This is a genomic window from Lysobacter enzymogenes (genome assembly GCF_023617245.1).
GTDB lineage: Bacteria > Pseudomonadota > Gammaproteobacteria > Xanthomonadales > Xanthomonadaceae > Lysobacter > Lysobacter yananisis.
Map to the genome: position 1 here is coordinate 1,271,090 of NZ_CP067396.1, position 14,938 is coordinate 1,286,027.

Sequence of the window (14,938 nt, forward strand, 5' to 3'; positions counted from 1 at the left end):
AACGAGGCGACCCGTCCGGTAGAGACGGGAGCCCACAAGGTGCGCAATGTTCCAGGGCGAGACCGCCATCACGATCGACGACAAGGGCCGGCTGGCGGTGCCCACCGCCTACCGCGAACTCGTCGCGCGCGAATGCGACAACCGCCTGGTCATCACCTACAACCCGTTCGAGTCCGGCTCTCTCTATCTCTATCCGCTGACGATCTGGGAGCGCGTGCGCGATCAGGTCAACAAGCTGCCCAAGGCCAAGGCGGTCAACCGCACGATGCAGCTCAAGCTGGTCGGCGCCGCCGCGTTCGTCGAACTCGACAGCAACGGCCGCATCACCGTGCCCCCCAGCCACCGCGCCGCGGTCGGCATCGAGAAGAAGGCGGTGCTGCTGGGCATGGGCGACAAGTTCGAACTTTGGAGCGAGCAGGCGCATCACGCGCAGATCCGTCAGACCATCAGCGACGACGATCTGAGCGACGAGCTGCTCGACCTGCAGCTATGACGGACGGTGGCATGGAACGCACTCACGCGCGATCCGGCCACCTTCCCGTGATGTATCGGCAGGCGCTGGAAGGCCTGCGGGTGCACGGGAACGGAGCCTATCTGGACGGCACGTTCGGACGCGGCGGGCATGCCCGCGGCGTGCTCTCCCAATTGCAGGCCGGAGGACGGTTGCTGGTGATGGACAAGGATCCCGAAGCGATCGCCGTGGCCGAACGCGAGTTCGGCGCCGATCCGCGCGTGTCCATCCATCGCGGCAGCTTCGCCGAGCTCGCTCATTGGGACGCCACCGCCGGCGGCCTCGACGGCGTGCTGCTCGACCTGGGCGTGTCCTCGCCGCAGCTCGACGTGGCCGAGCGCGGTTTCAGCTTCGGCAAGGACGGCCCGCTGGACATGCGCATGGATCCCGACAGCGGGCAGAGCGCGGCGCAGTGGCTCAACAGCGCCGCCGAGAAGGACATCGCCGACGTGCTGTGGACCTACGGCGAGGAGCGCCAGAGCCGCCGCATCGCCCGCGCGATCCTCGCTCGCCGCGCCGCCCAGCCGCTGGCGCGCACCGCCGAGCTGGCCGAAGTGATCGCCCAGGCGATGCCGCGCGGCGACCAGAAGATCCATCCGGCCACGCGCAGCTTCCAGGCGATCCGCATCTTCATCAACCGCGAGCTGGCCGACCTGGAAGCCGGGCTCGACGCCGCGCTGGCGCGGCTGAAGCCGGGCGGGCGGCTGGCGGTGATCAGCTTCCATTCGCTGGAAGACCGCATCGTCAAGCAGTTCATCGTCCGCCATTCCAAGGCCCCGCCGAGCAACCGCCGGTTGCCGGTCGAGATCGCGTTCACCCCGACCCTGCTCGCCGTCGGCGGCGCGCAGAAGGCCGACGAGGACGAACTCGCGACCAATCCGCGCGCGCGCAGCGCGGTGCTGCGCGTGGCCGAAAAGCTGGGCGCTGCGGGACCAGGGACCGGGGACCGGGGACCCGGCAAGGCCGAGGCGGACGTTTCTGGGCATTCGCGGGTTCCGGGTCCCGGGTCCCCGGTCCCGAGCGCAGGAGGCGCGGCATGATGCGCCTGCTGCTGATCCTGCTGATCGTCGCCAACGTCGCCTCGGCGCTGCTGGTGGTGTTCGCGCGCCACGAGCACCGCCAGCTGTTCGTGCAGCTCAACAAGCTGCAGCGCGAGCGCGACGAGCTCAACATCGAATTCGGCCGGCTGCAGCTGGAACAGGCGACCTGGGCCGAGAGCAACCGCATCGACCAGGTCGCGCGCGAGCGCATCGGGATGCGGTTCCCCGAGGGCGCCGAAACCGTGGTGATCCGGCCATGAGCGGCGCGCGCAAGAATCGCGGCAACGGCCGCAGCGGACCGCTCGACCGCGTGCTCGGCGCGCGCGCCGGCCGCGGCGGCCTGGACCGCCTGGTCGAGAACCTCGGCGACGGCTTCGCCCGCCTGCGCGAGGAGCGCGGCCGCGGCAACAAGCCGCGCGGCCGCAACCTGCAGTTCAACCTGCGCAACCGGCTGATGCTGGTCGGCGGCGCGCTCGGCCTGTGCGCGGTCGCGCTGGTCGCCCGCGCGCTCGACCTGCAGGTGATCAGCAACGACTTCTACCGCCAGCAGGGCGATGCGCGCTCGCTGCGCGAGATCCCGATCCCGACCTCGCGCGGCATGATCACCGACCGCAACGGCGAGCCGCTGGCGGTGTCCACGCCGGTGGAGTCGGTGTGGGCGAACCCGAAGGAACTGGCCAAGAACACCGAGCGCCTGCCGGAGCTAGCCAAGGCGCTGGACGTGGCCCCGGACGAACTGGCGCGCAAGCTGGCGCAGCGTTCGGGCAAGGAGTTCATGTACCTCAAGCGCCGCATCAACCCCGACGAGGCGCGGCAGATCCTGGCGCTGAAGGTGCCGGGCGTGTTCTCGCAGCGCGAGTTCCGCCGCTTCTACCCGCAGGGCGAGGCGATGGCGCACGTGCTGGGCTACACCAACATCGACGACCGCGGCCAGGAAGGCCTGGAACTCGCGTTCGACCACGAGCTGCGCGGCAAGCCCGGGACCAAGCGGGTGATCCGCGACGGCGCCGGCCGCATCGTCGAGAACGTCGACCTGGTGCGCAGCGCCGAGCCGGGCAAGGACCTGACCCTGACCCTGGACCGCCGCATCCAGTACCTGACCTACCGCGAGCTGCGCCGCGCGCTCAACGACACCGGTGCGTCCAGCGCCTCGGCGGTGGTGCTCGACATCGAGACCGGCGAAGTGCTGGCGATGGCCAACCTGCCGACCTACAACCCGAACCTGCCGGGCGCCGGCAACCGCGACACCCACCGCAACCGCGCCGTCACCGACGTGGTCGAGCCGGGTTCGACGATGAAGCCGGTTACCGTCGCCGCCGCGCTGAGCAAGGGCTCGGTGACGCCGCAGACCCTGGTCAACACCACCCCGGGCTGGATGCCCAACGGCCGCTACCGCATCACCGACACCCACAACAACGGCGTGCTGACCGTCACCGGCGTCATCACCAAGAGCTCGAACGTCGGCGCGGCCAAGCTCGCGCTGCCGCTGCCGAACGACTACTACTACAACTTCATCCACAGCTTCGGCTATGGCAGCAAGCCGGGCAGCGGCTTCCCGGGCGAGTCCTCGGGCCTGCTCGCGCCGCCGCAGCGCTGGAGCGGGACGACCAAAGCCACCATGTCCTACGGCTACGGCCTGTCGGCCACGCCGCTGCAGATCGCGATGGTGTACGCGGCGATGGCCAACGGCGGCAAGCTGATCGCGCCGACCTTCGTCAAGGGCCAGCGCAACGAGGGCAAGCAGGTGCTCGAACCGGTCGTGGCCGGCGAGATCATGCGCATGATGCAGACCGTGACCGAGCCCGGCGGCACCGCCAAGCAAGCGGCGATCCTGGGCTATCACGTCGCCGGCAAGACCGGCACCACGCGCAAGTTCAGCGCCACCGGCGGCTATTCCAAGAAGTACGTGTCGCTGTTCGCCGGCGTGGTGCCGGTGGAGAAGCCGCGCTTCTCGATGGTGGTGGTGGTCAGCGAACCCGATCCGACCAAGAAGGGCTACTACGGCGGTTCGGTGTCCGGCCCGGTGTTCCGCAACGTCATGGACGGCGCGCTGCGGCTGATGGACGTGGCGCCGGACGACATCGAGACCTGGATGGCGGTGCAGGCCGCGGCCGAGGCCAAGCGGCAGAAGCAAAACGGCGGCAAGCCGGTGGGGCCGGTGGTGCCGGCGTCCACGCGCTCGGCCGCCAAGCCGCCGCTCAGGCCCGACAACGCGCCGATCGCCGCGGGCCTGCCGGCGACGGTGGCCCAGGCCTCCACGCACGGAGGCGCGCAATGAGCCGCTCGATGCTCCTGTCAGAGCTGCTGCCCGACGTCGCCGGTATCCCCGGCGATCTGCGCATCGGTGGGTTGGTGATGGACAGCCGCGCGGTACGCGCGGGCGACGCCTTCGTCGCCATCGCCGGTTTCGGCGCGCACGGACTCAAGTTCGTCGAGCAGGCGCGCGCGTCCGGCGCGGCCGCGATCCTGTTCGAGCCGCCGGCGCCGGACGACCTGCCAGCGCCGGCCGACGCCATCGCCGTGCCTGGGCTGCGTTCGCGTCTGGGCGAGATGGGCGACGCCTTCCATGGCCGTCCCAGCGCGTCGATGCGCGTGGTCGGGGTTACCGGCACCAACGGCAAGACCTCGACCGTGCAGCTGATCGCGCAGGCCTGGCACCTGCTCGGCCTGTCCTGCGGGACTATCGGCACGCTCGGCGCCGGCCTGTACGGACAGGTCGTGCCGAACGGCTTCACCACCCCGCTGGTGCTGCCGTTGCACGAGCTGCTGGCCGGCATGCGCGACGCCGGTGCGCAGGCGGTGGCGATGGAAGTCTCCTCGCACGCGCTCGACCAGGGCCGCGTGGCCGGCGTGCATTTCGACGTCGGCGTGTTCACCAACCTCACCCGCGACCACCTGGACTACCACGGCGACATGGCCAGCTACGGCGCGGCCAAGGCGCGGCTGTTCGGCTGGGACGGGCTGAAGGCGGCGGCGATCAACCTCGACGACGAGTTCGGCCGCGAACTGCTCGCGCAGCTGCCCAAGCGCGTACGCGGCATCGGCCTGAGCTCGCGCGGCCAGGCCGGCGCGAGCGTGCGCGCGGACCGGCTGAGCTTCGACAGCCGCGGCATCGGTTTCGACCTGGTCGTCGGCGGCAAGGCCCACCCGGTGGCCTCGCGCCTGCTCGGCCGCTTCAACGTCGACAACCTGCTGGCGGTGGCCGGCGCGCTGTATGCGTTGGAGCAGGAGCCGGCGACCATCGCGCGGGTGCTGTCGCAGCTCGAACCGATCCACGGCCGCATGAACCGGCTCGGCGGCGACGGCCGCCTGCCGCTGGTGGTGATCGACTACGCCCACACCCCCGACGCGCTGGAGCAGGCGCTGGCCTCGCTGCGCGCGCACGCGCAGGCGCGGCTGATCTGCGTGTTCGGCTGCGGCGGCGAGCGCGACCGCGGCAAGCGTCCGCAGATGGCGGCGATCGCCGAGCACGGCGCGGACCTGGCCATCGTCACCGACGACAACCCCCGCGGCGAGGACGGCGACGTCATCGTCGCCGACATCCTCGAAGGCTTTCGCGACCCGCAGCGCGCGCTGGTGCTGCGCGACCGCCGCGCCGCGATCGAGCGCGCGATCGCCGAAGCCGGCCCCGACGACATCGTGCTGGTGGCCGGCAAGGGCCACGAGCCTTACCAGGAAATCCACGGCGTGCGGCATCCCTTCGACGACACCTTGATCGCGCGCGCCGCGCTGGAGGCGCGGGCGCCGCACATGGATGTGCAAGTGCCGCGCGCCCAGGATGGGCAGGAGCGGCCATGAAGCGCTTGAGCCTCAGCGAGATCGCGCGCCTCACCGGCGGCCGCCTGCGCGGCGGCGACGGCGGTCGAGAGAGCACGATCGACGTCGTATGCACCGACACCCGCGCGCTGCCGGCCGAAGGCGCGGCGCTGTTCGTCGCGCTCAAGGGCGAGCGCTTCGACGGCCACGACCACGTCGCCGGGCTGGCCCACACCGCGGTCGCCGCGGCGCTGGTGTCGCGCGAGATCGACGCGCCGATCGCCCAGGTGGTGGTCGCCGACACCCAGCAGGCGCTGGCCGACCTCGCCGCCGGCGTGCAGGCGCAGCGCGCCGGCAACACCGTGGTCGCGATCACCGGCAGCAACGGCAAGACCAGCGTCAAGGCGCTGACCGCGGCGATCCTGGAGCGCGCCGGCAAGACCTACGCGACCCCGGGCAACCGCAACAACGAGATCGGCCTGCCGCTGGCGGTGCTCGACGCGCCGGAAGACGCGCGCTACTCGATCTACGAGATGGGCGCCGGCAAGCCCGGCGACATCGCCTATCTGGTGCGGGTGGCGCGTCCCGACGTGTCGCTGGTCAACAACATCGCGCCGGCGCACCTGGAGCGCATGGGCAGCCTGCTCGGCATCGCCGACACCAAGGCGGCGATCTACGACGCGCTGGCGGACGGCGGCGTCGCGGCGATCAATGCCGACGACGCGTTCGCGCCTTATTTCGAGCAGCGCGTGGCCGGTCGCCGCGTCATCCGCTTCGGTCTGGACGCCAGCGCCGAGGTCACCGCGCGCGACGTGCGAGTGGCGCCAGAAGGTTCGACCTTCACCTTGGTTGCGCCGCAAGGCGAGGCGCAGGTCGCGCTGAAGCTGGTGGGCCGCCACAACGTGCGCAACGCCCTGGCCGCCGCGTCGCTGGCGCTGGGCGCGGGCGTGTCGCTGCAGCACATCGCCGACGGCCTCAACGCCGCGCAGCCGGTCGACGGCCGTTTGATCACCCACCGCTTGCCGAGCGGTGCGGTGCTGATCGACGACAGCTACAACGCCAACCCGGGCTCGACCGGCGCGGCGATCGACACGCTCGCGGAAATGGGCGGCGAAAACTGGCTGGTGCTCGGCGCGATGCGCGAGATCGGCGACGAAGAAATCGCCATGCACGCCGAGATCGGCCGCCGCGCCAAGGCCGCCGGCCTGCGCCGGCTGTACGCGCTGGGCGAGCTGCCGGCCGCGGCCGCGGCCGCGTTCGGCGACGGCGCGCGCACGTTCGCCAGCCACGACGAACTGGCCGCGGCGCTGGCCGCGGAGCTCGCCGCCGGCGTGCGGGTGTTGGTGAAAGGTTCGCACAGCAGTGCGATGGACAAGATCGTGACGGCGTTGTTGTCGGCACACCGGCCGGGGGAGGGCACGACGCATGTTGCTTGAATTGACTCGATGGCTCGAACAGCTGCAAAGCCTGTTCAACATCTTCGGGTACCTGACGTTCCGCGGCATCCTCAGCGCGCTGACCTCGCTGGCGCTGTCGCTGTGGTGGGGCCCGGCGGTGATCCGCAAGCTCGGCCAGCTCAAGGGCGGCCAGCCGATCCGCAAGGACGGCCCGCAGTCGCACTTCTCCAAGGCCGGCACGCCGACCATGGGCGGTGCGCTGATCCTGTTCACGGTGATGGCCTCGGTCCTGCTGTGGGGCGACCTGCGCAACAAGTACGTGTGGATCGTGTTGCTGGTGATGCTGGCGTTCGGCGCGATCGGCTGGTACGACGACTGGATCAAGATCGTCAAGCGCGATCCCAACGGCCTGAAGTCGCGCTGGAAGTACCTGTTGCAGTCGATCTTCGGCCTCGCCGCCGGCCTGTACCTGTGGCTGTACGCCGACGTGCCGGCGGCGACTACCTTCTACGTGCCGCTGTTCAAGTCGGTGGCGCTGCCGCTGGCCGGTGTCAGCTTCGTGGCGCTGGCGTATCTGTGGATCGTCGGCTTCTCCAACGCGGTCAACCTCACCGACGGCCTCGACGGCCTGGCGATCATGCCGACCGTGCTGGTGGCCTGCGCGCTGGGCATCTTCGCCTACGCCTCCGGCCATGCCGAGTTCTCCAAGTACCTGCAGATCCCGGCGGTGCCCGGCGCGGGCGAACTGGTGATCATCTGCGCGGCCATCGCCGGCGCCGGCCTGGGCTTTCTGTGGTTCAACACCTACCCGGCGATGGTGTTCATGGGCGACATCGGCGCGCTGGCGCTCGGCGCGGTGCTCGGCACCATCGCCATCATCGTGCGCCAGGAACTGGTGCTGGTGATCATGGGCGGCATCTTCGTCATCGAGACGCTGTCGGTGATGATCCAGGTCGCTTCGTTCAAGCTGACCGGCAAGCGCGTGTTCCGCATGGCGCCGATCCACCACCACTTCGAGCTCAAGGGCTGGCCGGAGCCGCGCGTGATCGTGCGCTTCTGGATCATCTCGGTGGTGCTGGTGCTGGTCGGCCTGGCCACCCTCAAGGTCCGCTGATGGAAAACACCGCGCGCCAGGCGACCCGACTCGAAGCGATCCACGGTCGTTACGACCCGTGGCTGCTCGCCGCGTCCGCGGCGCTGGCGTGCGTGGGCGTGATCATGGTCGGCTCGGCCTCGCTGGGCGTGGCCAACACCCACGAAGTCGATCCGTTCTATTTCCTGACCCGCCACCTGATGTTCCTGGCCATCGGCCTGGGCCTGGCGTTCTGGCTGATGCGCACCGAGCTCAAGACCATCGAGCAGCACAACCAGTGGCTGCTGCTGGTGTGCGTGGTGCTGCTGGTGGCGGTGTTCATCCCCGGCATCGGCCGCCAGGTCAACGGCGCCAAGCGCTGGATCAACCTGGCGGTGATCGGCTTCCAGGCGGTGGAAGCGGTGAAGCTGCTCTACATCGTCTGGCTCGCCAGCTACCTCAAGCGTTTCAGCGAGGACATCTCGGCCACCTGGGGCGCGATGCTCAAGCCGATCGGCGTGGCGGTGGTGCTGGTCGGCCTGCTGCTGATGCAGCCGGACTTCGGCTCGTCCTCGCTGCTGCTGGCGATCACCGCCGGCATGCTGGTGCTGGGCGGCGTCAACATGCCGCGCATGTTCGGACCGGTGCTGATCGGCCTGCCGGTGCTGGCGGTGATCGCCATCGCCGAGCCGTACCGGGTGATCCGCCTGACCTCGTTCATGAATCCCTGGAGCGATCCGTTCGGCACCGGCTACCAGCTGACCAATGCGTTGATGGCGGTCGGCCGCGGCGAGTGGACCGGCGTCGGCCTCGGCGCCTCGGTACAGAAGCTGCAGTACCTGCCCGAAGCGCACACCGACTTCATCATGGCGGTGATCGCCGAGGAATTCGGCTTCGCCGGCGTGTGCGCCGTGGTCGGCCTGTACGCGCTGCTGGCCGGCCGCGCGCTGTGGACCGGGTTGAAGTGCGTGGAGATGCGCCGCCACTTCTCCGGCTATGTCGCGTTCGGCATCGCCCTGTGGATGAGCCTGCAGAGCTTCGTCTCCATCGGCGTGAACCTGGGCCTGCTGCCGACCAAGGGCCTGACCCTGCCGATGATTTCCTACGGCGGCTCCAGCATCCTGATGAGCTGCGCCGCGCTCGGCGTGCTGCTGCGCGTGTCCTACGAGCTCGACCGCGCCCAGCGCCAGGTCGCGCGCCTGCGCGGCGAAGCCGCCGGCAGCGCGCCGGCGACGGCGAGCCCGGCGCCGGCCGCGGCCGCCGCGGGCGCCGCGCGCGGCACCAGCCGCCTGCGCGACCGGGTCGAGCCTTCGCTCGGGAGGACCGCATGAGCGAGCGTCCCGTGTTGATCCTGGCCGGCGGCACCGGCGGGCATATCTTTCCGGGCCTGGCCGTGGCCAAGGCGCTGCGGGCGAGGGGCGTTGCGGTCGCATGGCTCGGCGCCGACGGCGGCATGGAAACCAGGCTGGTGCCGCAACACGGCATCGAGATCGACACGCTCGCGATCGGCGGCGTGCGCGGCAAGGGCGTCGCCACGCTGTTGCGCGCGCCGTTCCGGCTCGCCGCTTCGGTGCGCGCGGCCGGCCGCGTGCTGCGCCAGCGCCAGCCGCGCGCGGTGGTCAGCTTCGGCGGTTACGCCGCCGGCCCCGGCGGCCTGGCCGCGCGCCTGGCCGGCTTGCCGCTGGTCGTGCACGAACAGAACCGCGCGCCGGGCCTGACCAATCGCGTGCTGTCGCGCTTCGCCCGCCGCGTGCTGACCGGTTTCCCGGACACCTTCGGCGACCACGACGACGTGGCCGGCAATCCGGTGCGCGCCGAGATCGCCGCGATCGCGCCGCCAGCGCAGCGTTTCGCCGAGCGCAGCGGCCCGCTCAAGCTGCTGGTGCTCGGCGGCAGCCAGGGCGCGCGCGCCTTGAACCGCGCGGTGCCCGAAGCGGTCGCCGGCTTGCGCGGGCGGGTGCCGTGCGAGGTTCGCCACCAATGCGGCGAGAAGATGCTGGCCGATGCGCAGGAGGCTTATGCGAAGGCCGGCGTCGCCGCTTCGCTGGAGCCGTTCATCGCCGACATGGCGGCCGCTTACGCCTGGGCCGACCTGGTCGTCTGCCGCGCCGGCGCGCTGACCCTGGCCGAGCTGTGCGCGGCCGGTGTCGGCAGCGTGCTGGTGCCGTTCCCGCAGGCGGTCGACGACCACCAGACCAAGAACGCGCGCTATCTGGTCGACCGCGGCGCGGCGCAGCTGCTGCCGCAGGCCGGCGACGACCTCGGCGCGCGGCTGTCGGCGACCATCGAGATCCTGGCCGAACGCGGCGTGCTGCTGCAGATGGCCGAGGCCGCGCGCGCCATCGCCAAGCCCGACGCGGCCGAGCGCGTCGCCGATGCGGTGCTGGAGGTGGCGCGATGAAGCGTACGCATTGCGGAAACGCCGCGGGCGTTCGCGCGATCGAAGGCCGCGCCTTCTTCGCGGCTTCACGCGCTGTGCGTACCCTGCGCGCCCCTTCAGGCCTTCGCGACATGACCACTTCTCTTCTGCGCAACTCCCACCCCTCGACTTCGGAAGCCACGCCATGAGCACCGCCCTGCGCCGCCGCCTGCAGCACACCGGCGACCTGGCCAAGGCGTTCCCGCGCGTGCACTTCGTCGGCATCGGCGGCACCGGCATGAGCGGCATCGCCGAAGTCATGTGCACGCTGGGCTATCAGGTGTCCGGCTCGGACATGGCCGACAACGCGGTGACCCGCCGGCTGGCGTCGATGGGCGCGACCGTGCACCGCGGCCACGCCGCCGCCAACGTGCTCGGCGCCGACTGCGTGGTGGTGTCCAGCGCGATCAAGCGCGACAACCCCGAACTGATGGAAGCGCGCGCCCAGCGCATCCCGGTGGTGCCGCGCGCGGAGATGCTGGCCGAGCTGATGCGCTTCCGCCGCGGCATCGCCGTGGCCGGCACCCACGGCAAGACCACCACCACCTCGCTGACCGCGAGCGTGCTGGCCGAGGGCGGCATCGACCCGACCTTCGTGATCGGCGGCAAGCTGCTCGCCGCCGGCGCCAACGCCGGCCTCGGCGGCGGCCAGTGGCTGGTGGCCGAGGCCGACGAGAGCGACGGCAGCTTCCTGCGCCTGAACCCGCAGATCGCCATCGTCACCAACATCGACGCCGATCACCTGGAGAACTACGGCGGCGACTTCGCCAAGGTCCAGGCCGCGTTCGAGGAATTCCTGCACCGGCTGCCGTTCTACGGCCTGGCGGTGCTGTGCATCGACGACGCCAACGTCGCCCGGCTGGCCGCGGAGACGCCGCGCCACGTGATGACCTACGGCTTCGCGCCCGAGGCCGACGTGCGCGCCGAGGACGTCAGCCAGGACGGCGGCGCGATGCGCTTCGCCCTGTGCCTGCCCGACGCCACCCGCACCGCGGTGACCCTGGCGCTGCCGGGCCGCCACAACGTGCTCAACGCGCTGGCCGCGGCCGCGGTGGCGTGGCAGCTCGGCGTGCAGCCCGAGGCGATCGCGCGCGCGCTGGAGAAGTTCGCCGGCATCGGCCGCCGCTTCAACCTGCTGGCGCAGATCAAGACCGACAAGGGCGCGACCGTGCAACTGGTCGACGACTACGGCCACCACCCGAAGGAACTGGAAGCCGTGTTCGCCGCCGCCCGCGGCGGTTGGCCGGACAAGCGCCTGGTGGTGGCGTTCCAGCCGCACCGCTACAGCCGCACCCGCGACCTGTTCGACGACTTCGCCGCGGTGCTGTCGTCGGTCGACGCGCTGGTGCTGACCGAGGTCTATCCGGCCGGCGAAGCGCCGATCGCCGGCGCCGACGCCAAGTCGCTGGCGCGCGCGATCCGCGCGCGCGGGCGCATCGACCCGGTCGTGGTCGGCGCCGCCGGCGACCTCGCCGGCGTGCTGCCGGACGTATTGAACGACGGCGACCTGCTGTTGCTGATGGGCGCCGGCGACATCGGCGCCGCGGCCCAGCAGTTGGCCGCCACCGGTTTCCAAGGAGAGTCGAAGTGAGTGTGAAGTTCGCCGCGCTGCGCGTCACCGACCCGGCCGTGTTCGGCCGCGTCGCCGTGCTCATGGGCGGCACCAGCGCCGAGCGCGAGGTGTCGCTGGATTCCGGCCGCGGCGTGCTCGACGCGCTGCGCTCGCGCGGCGTGGACGCGTTCGCGGTCGACGGCATCCCGGCGTTGATCGAGCGCATCCGCGTCGGCGGCGTCGACCGCGTGTTCAACATCCTGCACGGCAACAAGGGCGGCGGCGAAGACGGCGTGCTGCAGGGCGTGCTCGAGGCGCTCGGCGTGCCCTACACCGGATCGGACGTGCTCGGCTCGGCGCTGGCGATGGACAAGATCCGCACCAAGCAGGTGTGGATCGGCTCGGGCCTGCCGACCCCGCGCTTCAAGCGCATCGCCAAGGGCGACGACGTGCATGCGGCGGCGCGCGAGATCGGCCTGCCGGTGATCATCAAGCCGTCGTGCGAAGGCTCCAGCGTCGGCGTTTCGCGCGTGCTCGCCGATGCCGACATCGACGAAGCCGTGGCCCTGGCCGCGCGCTATCCCGGCGAGATGCTTATGGAGCAGATGATCGTCGGCGACGAGCTCACCGTCGCGGTGCTGATCGACGGCGAGGGCTACACCGCGCTGCCGTCGATCCGGATCGTGCCGAAGGGCGAGTGGTACGACTATCATGCCAAGTACATCGCCGAGGACACCCAGTACCTGTGTCCGGGCCTGGACGGCGCCGCCGAAGACGAGATCCGCCGCCTGGCGATGCAGGCCTTCGTCGCCGCCGGCTGCAAGGGCTGGGGCCGCGTCGACTTCATGCGCGACCGCGACGGCCGGTTCTACCTGATCGAGGTCAACACCGCGCCGGGCATGACCAGCCACTCGCTGGTGCCCAAGGCCGCGCGCCAGGTCGGCATCGAATACGACGAACTGTGCTGGCGGGTGCTCGAAGCCACCGTGGTCGCGGGAGGTGGCGCGGCGTGAACGCCCTGCTGCGACTCGTCGGATGGGCATTGGCGCTGGTCCTGGTGGCGCTGCCGATCGTGGCCGTGTTGAACGGCTGGATCGGCGCGAACCAGTGGCCGCTCAAGCGCCTGCGCGTGACCGGCGAGTTCGAGCGGGTGGACGCGGCGTCGCTGCGCAAGACCTTGCTGCCCTACGCCCAGCGCGGTTTCTTCGCGGTCGACCTGCCCAAGGCGCAGGACGCGGTGTCGAAGTTGCCGTGGGTCGAGCGCGCCGAGGTGCGCAAGCGCTGGCCGGACGTGCTGGAAGTGACCGTGGTCGAGCACAAGCCGTTCGCGCGCTGGGGCGAGGACCGTTTGCTGTCGGAGCAGGGCCGCCTGTTCCCGATCGGCAAGGACCTGCAGGTGCCCGACAAGCTGCCGCGGTTCGGCGGGCCCGAGAGCCGGGTCGCCGACGTGGTGGCGCTGTACAACGAGTCGCGCGAGCTGTTCGCGCCGGTGGGACTGGAAGTGCGCGACGTCGAGGTCGACCAGCGCGGCAGCTGGACCATGGGCCTGAGCAACGGCGCGCGGATCGTGATCGGCCGCACCGAGCAGCGTTCGCGCCTGAGCCGCTTCGTGCACATGCTGCCGCAGCTCACCGCGCAGAAGGCGCAGGTGCTCGAACGCGCCGATCTTCGCTACACCAATGGTTTTTCGCTGACGTGGGCGCCCGCGCAACAGGCGCCGGCGGCCGCACCGAAGCAGCAAGGACAGTCATGAACCGCAAAGGCGACAAGTCGCTCATCGTTGGCCTCGACATCGGCACCTCCAAGGTGGTGGCGCTGGTCGGCGAGTACACACCTTCCGACGGCCGGCCTGGCAACCCGATCGAGGTGATCGGCATCGGTTCGCACGAATCGCGCGGGCTCAAGCGCGGCGTGGTGGTGGATATCGAATCCACCGTGCAGTCGATCCAGCGCGCGATCGAGGAAGCCGAGCTGATGGCCGGCTGCGAGATCCGCTCGGTCTACGCCTCGATCTCCGGCAACCACATCCAGTGCCGCAACTCGCAGGGCATCGCCCCGATCCGCGACGGCGAGGTCACCTACGGCGACCTCGACCGGGTGCTGGAAGCGGCCAAGGCGGTGGCGATCCCGGCCGACCAGAAGATCCTGCACGCGATCCCGCGCGACTACGTGCTCGACGATTCGCAGGAAGGCATCCGCAATCCGGTCGGCATGACCGGCGTGCGCCTGGAGGTGCATGCGCACCTGGTGGTGTGCGCGCAGTCGGCCGCGGCCAACATCAGCAAGTGCGTGCAGCGCTGCGGCCTGCAGGTCGACGATCTGATCCTCGGCGTGCTGGCGTCCAGCAATGCGGTGCTGACCAACGACGAGCGCGAGCTCGGCGTGATCCTGGTCGACATCGGCGCCGGCACCACCGACATCGCGGTGTTCGTGCAAGGCGCCATCGCCCATAGCGCCAGCCTGCCGATCGCCGGCGACAAGGTCACCGAGGACATCGCCCACATGCTGCGCACGCCGACGCCGGAGGCCGAGCAGATCAAGGTCCGCTACGCCTGCGCGCTGGCGCAGATGGCGACCGCCGAGGAATCGATCCAGGTGCCCAGCGTCGGCGACCGGCCGCCGCGGCGGATGCCGCGCCACTCGCTGGCGCAGGCGGTGCAGGCGCGCTACGAGGAGATCTTCGAAATGATCCAGGCCGAACTGCGCCGCTCGGGCTTCGAGCACCACGTGCGCGCCGGCATGGTCCTGACCGGCGGCGCGGCGAAGATGGAAGGCGTGGTCGAGCTGGCCGAGGAAATGCTGCAGATGCCGGTGCGCGTCGGTATTCCCCAGCACGTCACCGGCCTGGGCGAAGTGGTCGGCAACCCGGTCCACGCCACCGGCGTGGGCCTGCTGCTGATGGGCAGCCAGATCGAGAACCCGCGCCGTCCGGTGATTTCGACCGGACGCGCCGGCAGCTTCCTGAGCAAGTTGAAGAACTGGTATCGCGGCGAGTTCTGATCGCCGCGGTCCGGGATTGAAGTTCAGTTACAGCAAAGGGCAACGCGGAACAGGGCAAACAGGGAAGTCGTAACGAAGCGGTACGTCGTTTAGTTGTTCAACATAAAAACCATAAACGCCGGGAAGGTGATGGAGGGTCGGATCGCATGTTGCGAATCCCGCAGTCCCCATCCCAGATCCCGGCTCAAAGA

13 protein-coding genes are annotated in these 14,938 nt (G+C 70.5%); all 13 read left to right on the forward strand.

The window, feature by feature from the left end; all coding sequences use genetic code 11:
• Window positions 1–46: 46 nt before the first annotated feature.
• The 13 genes from mraZ (at window position 47) to ftsA (ending at window position 14,747) form a co-directional block, all read left to right on the forward strand.
• Window positions 47–493 (forward strand): division/cell wall cluster transcriptional repressor MraZ, encoded by a 447-nt coding sequence (gene mraZ, locus JHW41_RS05495; RefSeq protein ID WP_250449281.1) that lies wholly within the window; start codon window positions 47–49, stop codon window positions 491–493.
• 11 nt (window positions 494–504) lie between these two features.
• Complete coding sequence (rsmH, locus tag JHW41_RS05500) at window positions 505–1,551, forward strand: 16S rRNA (cytosine(1402)-N(4))-methyltransferase RsmH (RefSeq protein ID WP_231736194.1); 1,047 nt, start codon at window positions 505–507, stop codon at window positions 1,549–1,551.
• Complete coding sequence (gene ftsL / locus JHW41_RS05505) at window positions 1,548–1,811, forward strand: cell division protein FtsL (RefSeq protein ID WP_057948815.1); 264 nt, start codon at window positions 1,548–1,550, stop codon at window positions 1,809–1,811. The genes rsmH and ftsL overlap by 4 nt, the downstream gene beginning before the upstream one ends.
• A gap of 194 nt (window positions 1,812–2,005) precedes the next feature.
• Entirely contained in the window at window positions 2,006–3,829 is a 1,824-nt protein-coding gene (locus tag JHW41_RS05510; RefSeq protein ID WP_138885282.1) for a peptidoglycan D,D-transpeptidase FtsI family protein, read from the forward strand.
• 8 nt (window positions 3,830–3,837) lie between these two features.
• Window positions 3,838–5,349, forward strand: coding sequence for a UDP-N-acetylmuramoyl-L-alanyl-D-glutamate--2,6-diaminopimelate ligase (locus JHW41_RS05515; protein ID WP_250449282.1), 1,512 nt, complete (start codon window positions 3,838–3,840; stop codon window positions 5,347–5,349).
• Complete coding sequence (locus JHW41_RS05520) at window positions 5,346–6,743, forward strand: UDP-N-acetylmuramoyl-tripeptide--D-alanyl-D-alanine ligase (protein WP_250449283.1); 1,398 nt, start codon at window positions 5,346–5,348, stop codon at window positions 6,741–6,743. Before JHW41_RS05515 ends, JHW41_RS05520 begins: the two co-directional genes overlap by 4 nt.
• Window positions 6,733–7,818 carry a phospho-N-acetylmuramoyl-pentapeptide-transferase gene (gene mraY, locus JHW41_RS05525; protein WP_057948812.1) on the forward strand — a complete coding sequence of 362 codons (1,086 nt, stop codon included), beginning with the start codon at window positions 6,733–6,735 and terminating at the stop codon, window positions 7,816–7,818. Before JHW41_RS05520 ends, mraY begins: the two co-directional genes overlap by 11 nt.
• The gene (gene ftsW / locus JHW41_RS05530) at window positions 7,818–9,107 is read left to right on the forward strand and encodes a putative lipid II flippase FtsW (RefSeq protein WP_057948811.1); all 1,290 of its coding nucleotides are present in this window, start codon (window positions 7,818–7,820) and stop codon (window positions 9,105–9,107) included. Before mraY ends, ftsW begins: the two co-directional genes overlap by 1 nt.
• The gene (gene murG / locus JHW41_RS05535) at window positions 9,104–10,177 is read left to right on the forward strand and encodes an undecaprenyldiphospho-muramoylpentapeptide beta-N-acetylglucosaminyltransferase (RefSeq protein WP_250449284.1); all 1,074 of its coding nucleotides are present in this window, start codon (window positions 9,104–9,106) and stop codon (window positions 10,175–10,177) included. Before ftsW ends, murG begins: the two co-directional genes overlap by 4 nt.
• A 175-nt stretch (window positions 10,178–10,352) precedes the next feature.
• A complete protein-coding gene (gene murC / locus JHW41_RS05540) occupies window positions 10,353–11,786 on the forward strand; it encodes a UDP-N-acetylmuramate--L-alanine ligase (protein ID WP_250450779.1) in 1,434 nt (477 codons plus the stop codon).
• Entirely contained in the window at window positions 11,783–12,760 is a 978-nt protein-coding gene (locus tag JHW41_RS05545; protein ID WP_057948809.1) for a D-alanine--D-alanine ligase, read from the forward strand. The genes murC and JHW41_RS05545 overlap by 4 nt, the downstream gene beginning before the upstream one ends.
• Window positions 12,757–13,500 carry a cell division protein FtsQ/DivIB gene (locus JHW41_RS05550; RefSeq protein ID WP_250449285.1) on the forward strand — a complete coding sequence of 248 codons (744 nt, stop codon included), beginning with the start codon at window positions 12,757–12,759 and terminating at the stop codon, window positions 13,498–13,500. The genes JHW41_RS05545 and JHW41_RS05550 overlap by 4 nt, the downstream gene beginning before the upstream one ends.
• Window positions 13,497–14,747 carry a cell division protein FtsA gene (ftsA, locus tag JHW41_RS05555; RefSeq protein WP_057948807.1) on the forward strand — a complete coding sequence of 417 codons (1,251 nt, stop codon included), beginning with the start codon at window positions 13,497–13,499 and terminating at the stop codon, window positions 14,745–14,747. Before JHW41_RS05550 ends, ftsA begins: the two co-directional genes overlap by 4 nt.
• Window positions 14,748–14,938 lie beyond the last annotated feature (191 nt).

Excerpts from the sequence above, each read along its gene's own strand:
- murG (WP_250449284.1), top strand. The coding sequence starts at position 9,104 with ATGAGCGAGCGTCCCGTGTTGATCCTGGCCGGCGGCACCGGCGGGCAT.
- mraY (WP_057948812.1), top strand. The coding sequence starts at position 6,733 with ATGTTGCTTGAATTGACTCGATGGCTCGAACAGCTGCAAAGCCTGTTC.
- ftsL (WP_057948815.1), top strand. The coding sequence starts at position 1,548 with ATGATGCGCCTGCTGCTGATCCTGCTGATCGTCGCCAACGTCGCCTCG.
- JHW41_RS05520 (WP_250449283.1), top strand. The coding sequence starts at position 5,346 with ATGAAGCGCTTGAGCCTCAGCGAGATCGCGCGCCTCACCGGCGGCCGC.
- rsmH (WP_231736194.1), top strand. The coding sequence starts at position 505 with ATGGAACGCACTCACGCGCGATCCGGCCACCTTCCCGTGATGTATCGG.
- ftsW (WP_057948811.1), top strand. The coding sequence starts at position 7,818 with ATGGAAAACACCGCGCGCCAGGCGACCCGACTCGAAGCGATCCACGGT.
- mraZ (WP_250449281.1), top strand. The coding sequence starts at position 47 with ATGTTCCAGGGCGAGACCGCCATCACGATCGACGACAAGGGCCGGCTG.
- ftsA (WP_057948807.1), top strand. The coding sequence starts at position 13,497 with ATGAACCGCAAAGGCGACAAGTCGCTCATCGTTGGCCTCGACATCGGC.
- JHW41_RS05510 (WP_138885282.1), top strand. The coding sequence starts at position 2,006 with ATGCTGGTCGGCGGCGCGCTCGGCCTGTGCGCGGTCGCGCTGGTCGCC.
- JHW41_RS05515 (WP_250449282.1), top strand. The coding sequence starts at position 3,838 with ATGCTCCTGTCAGAGCTGCTGCCCGACGTCGCCGGTATCCCCGGCGAT.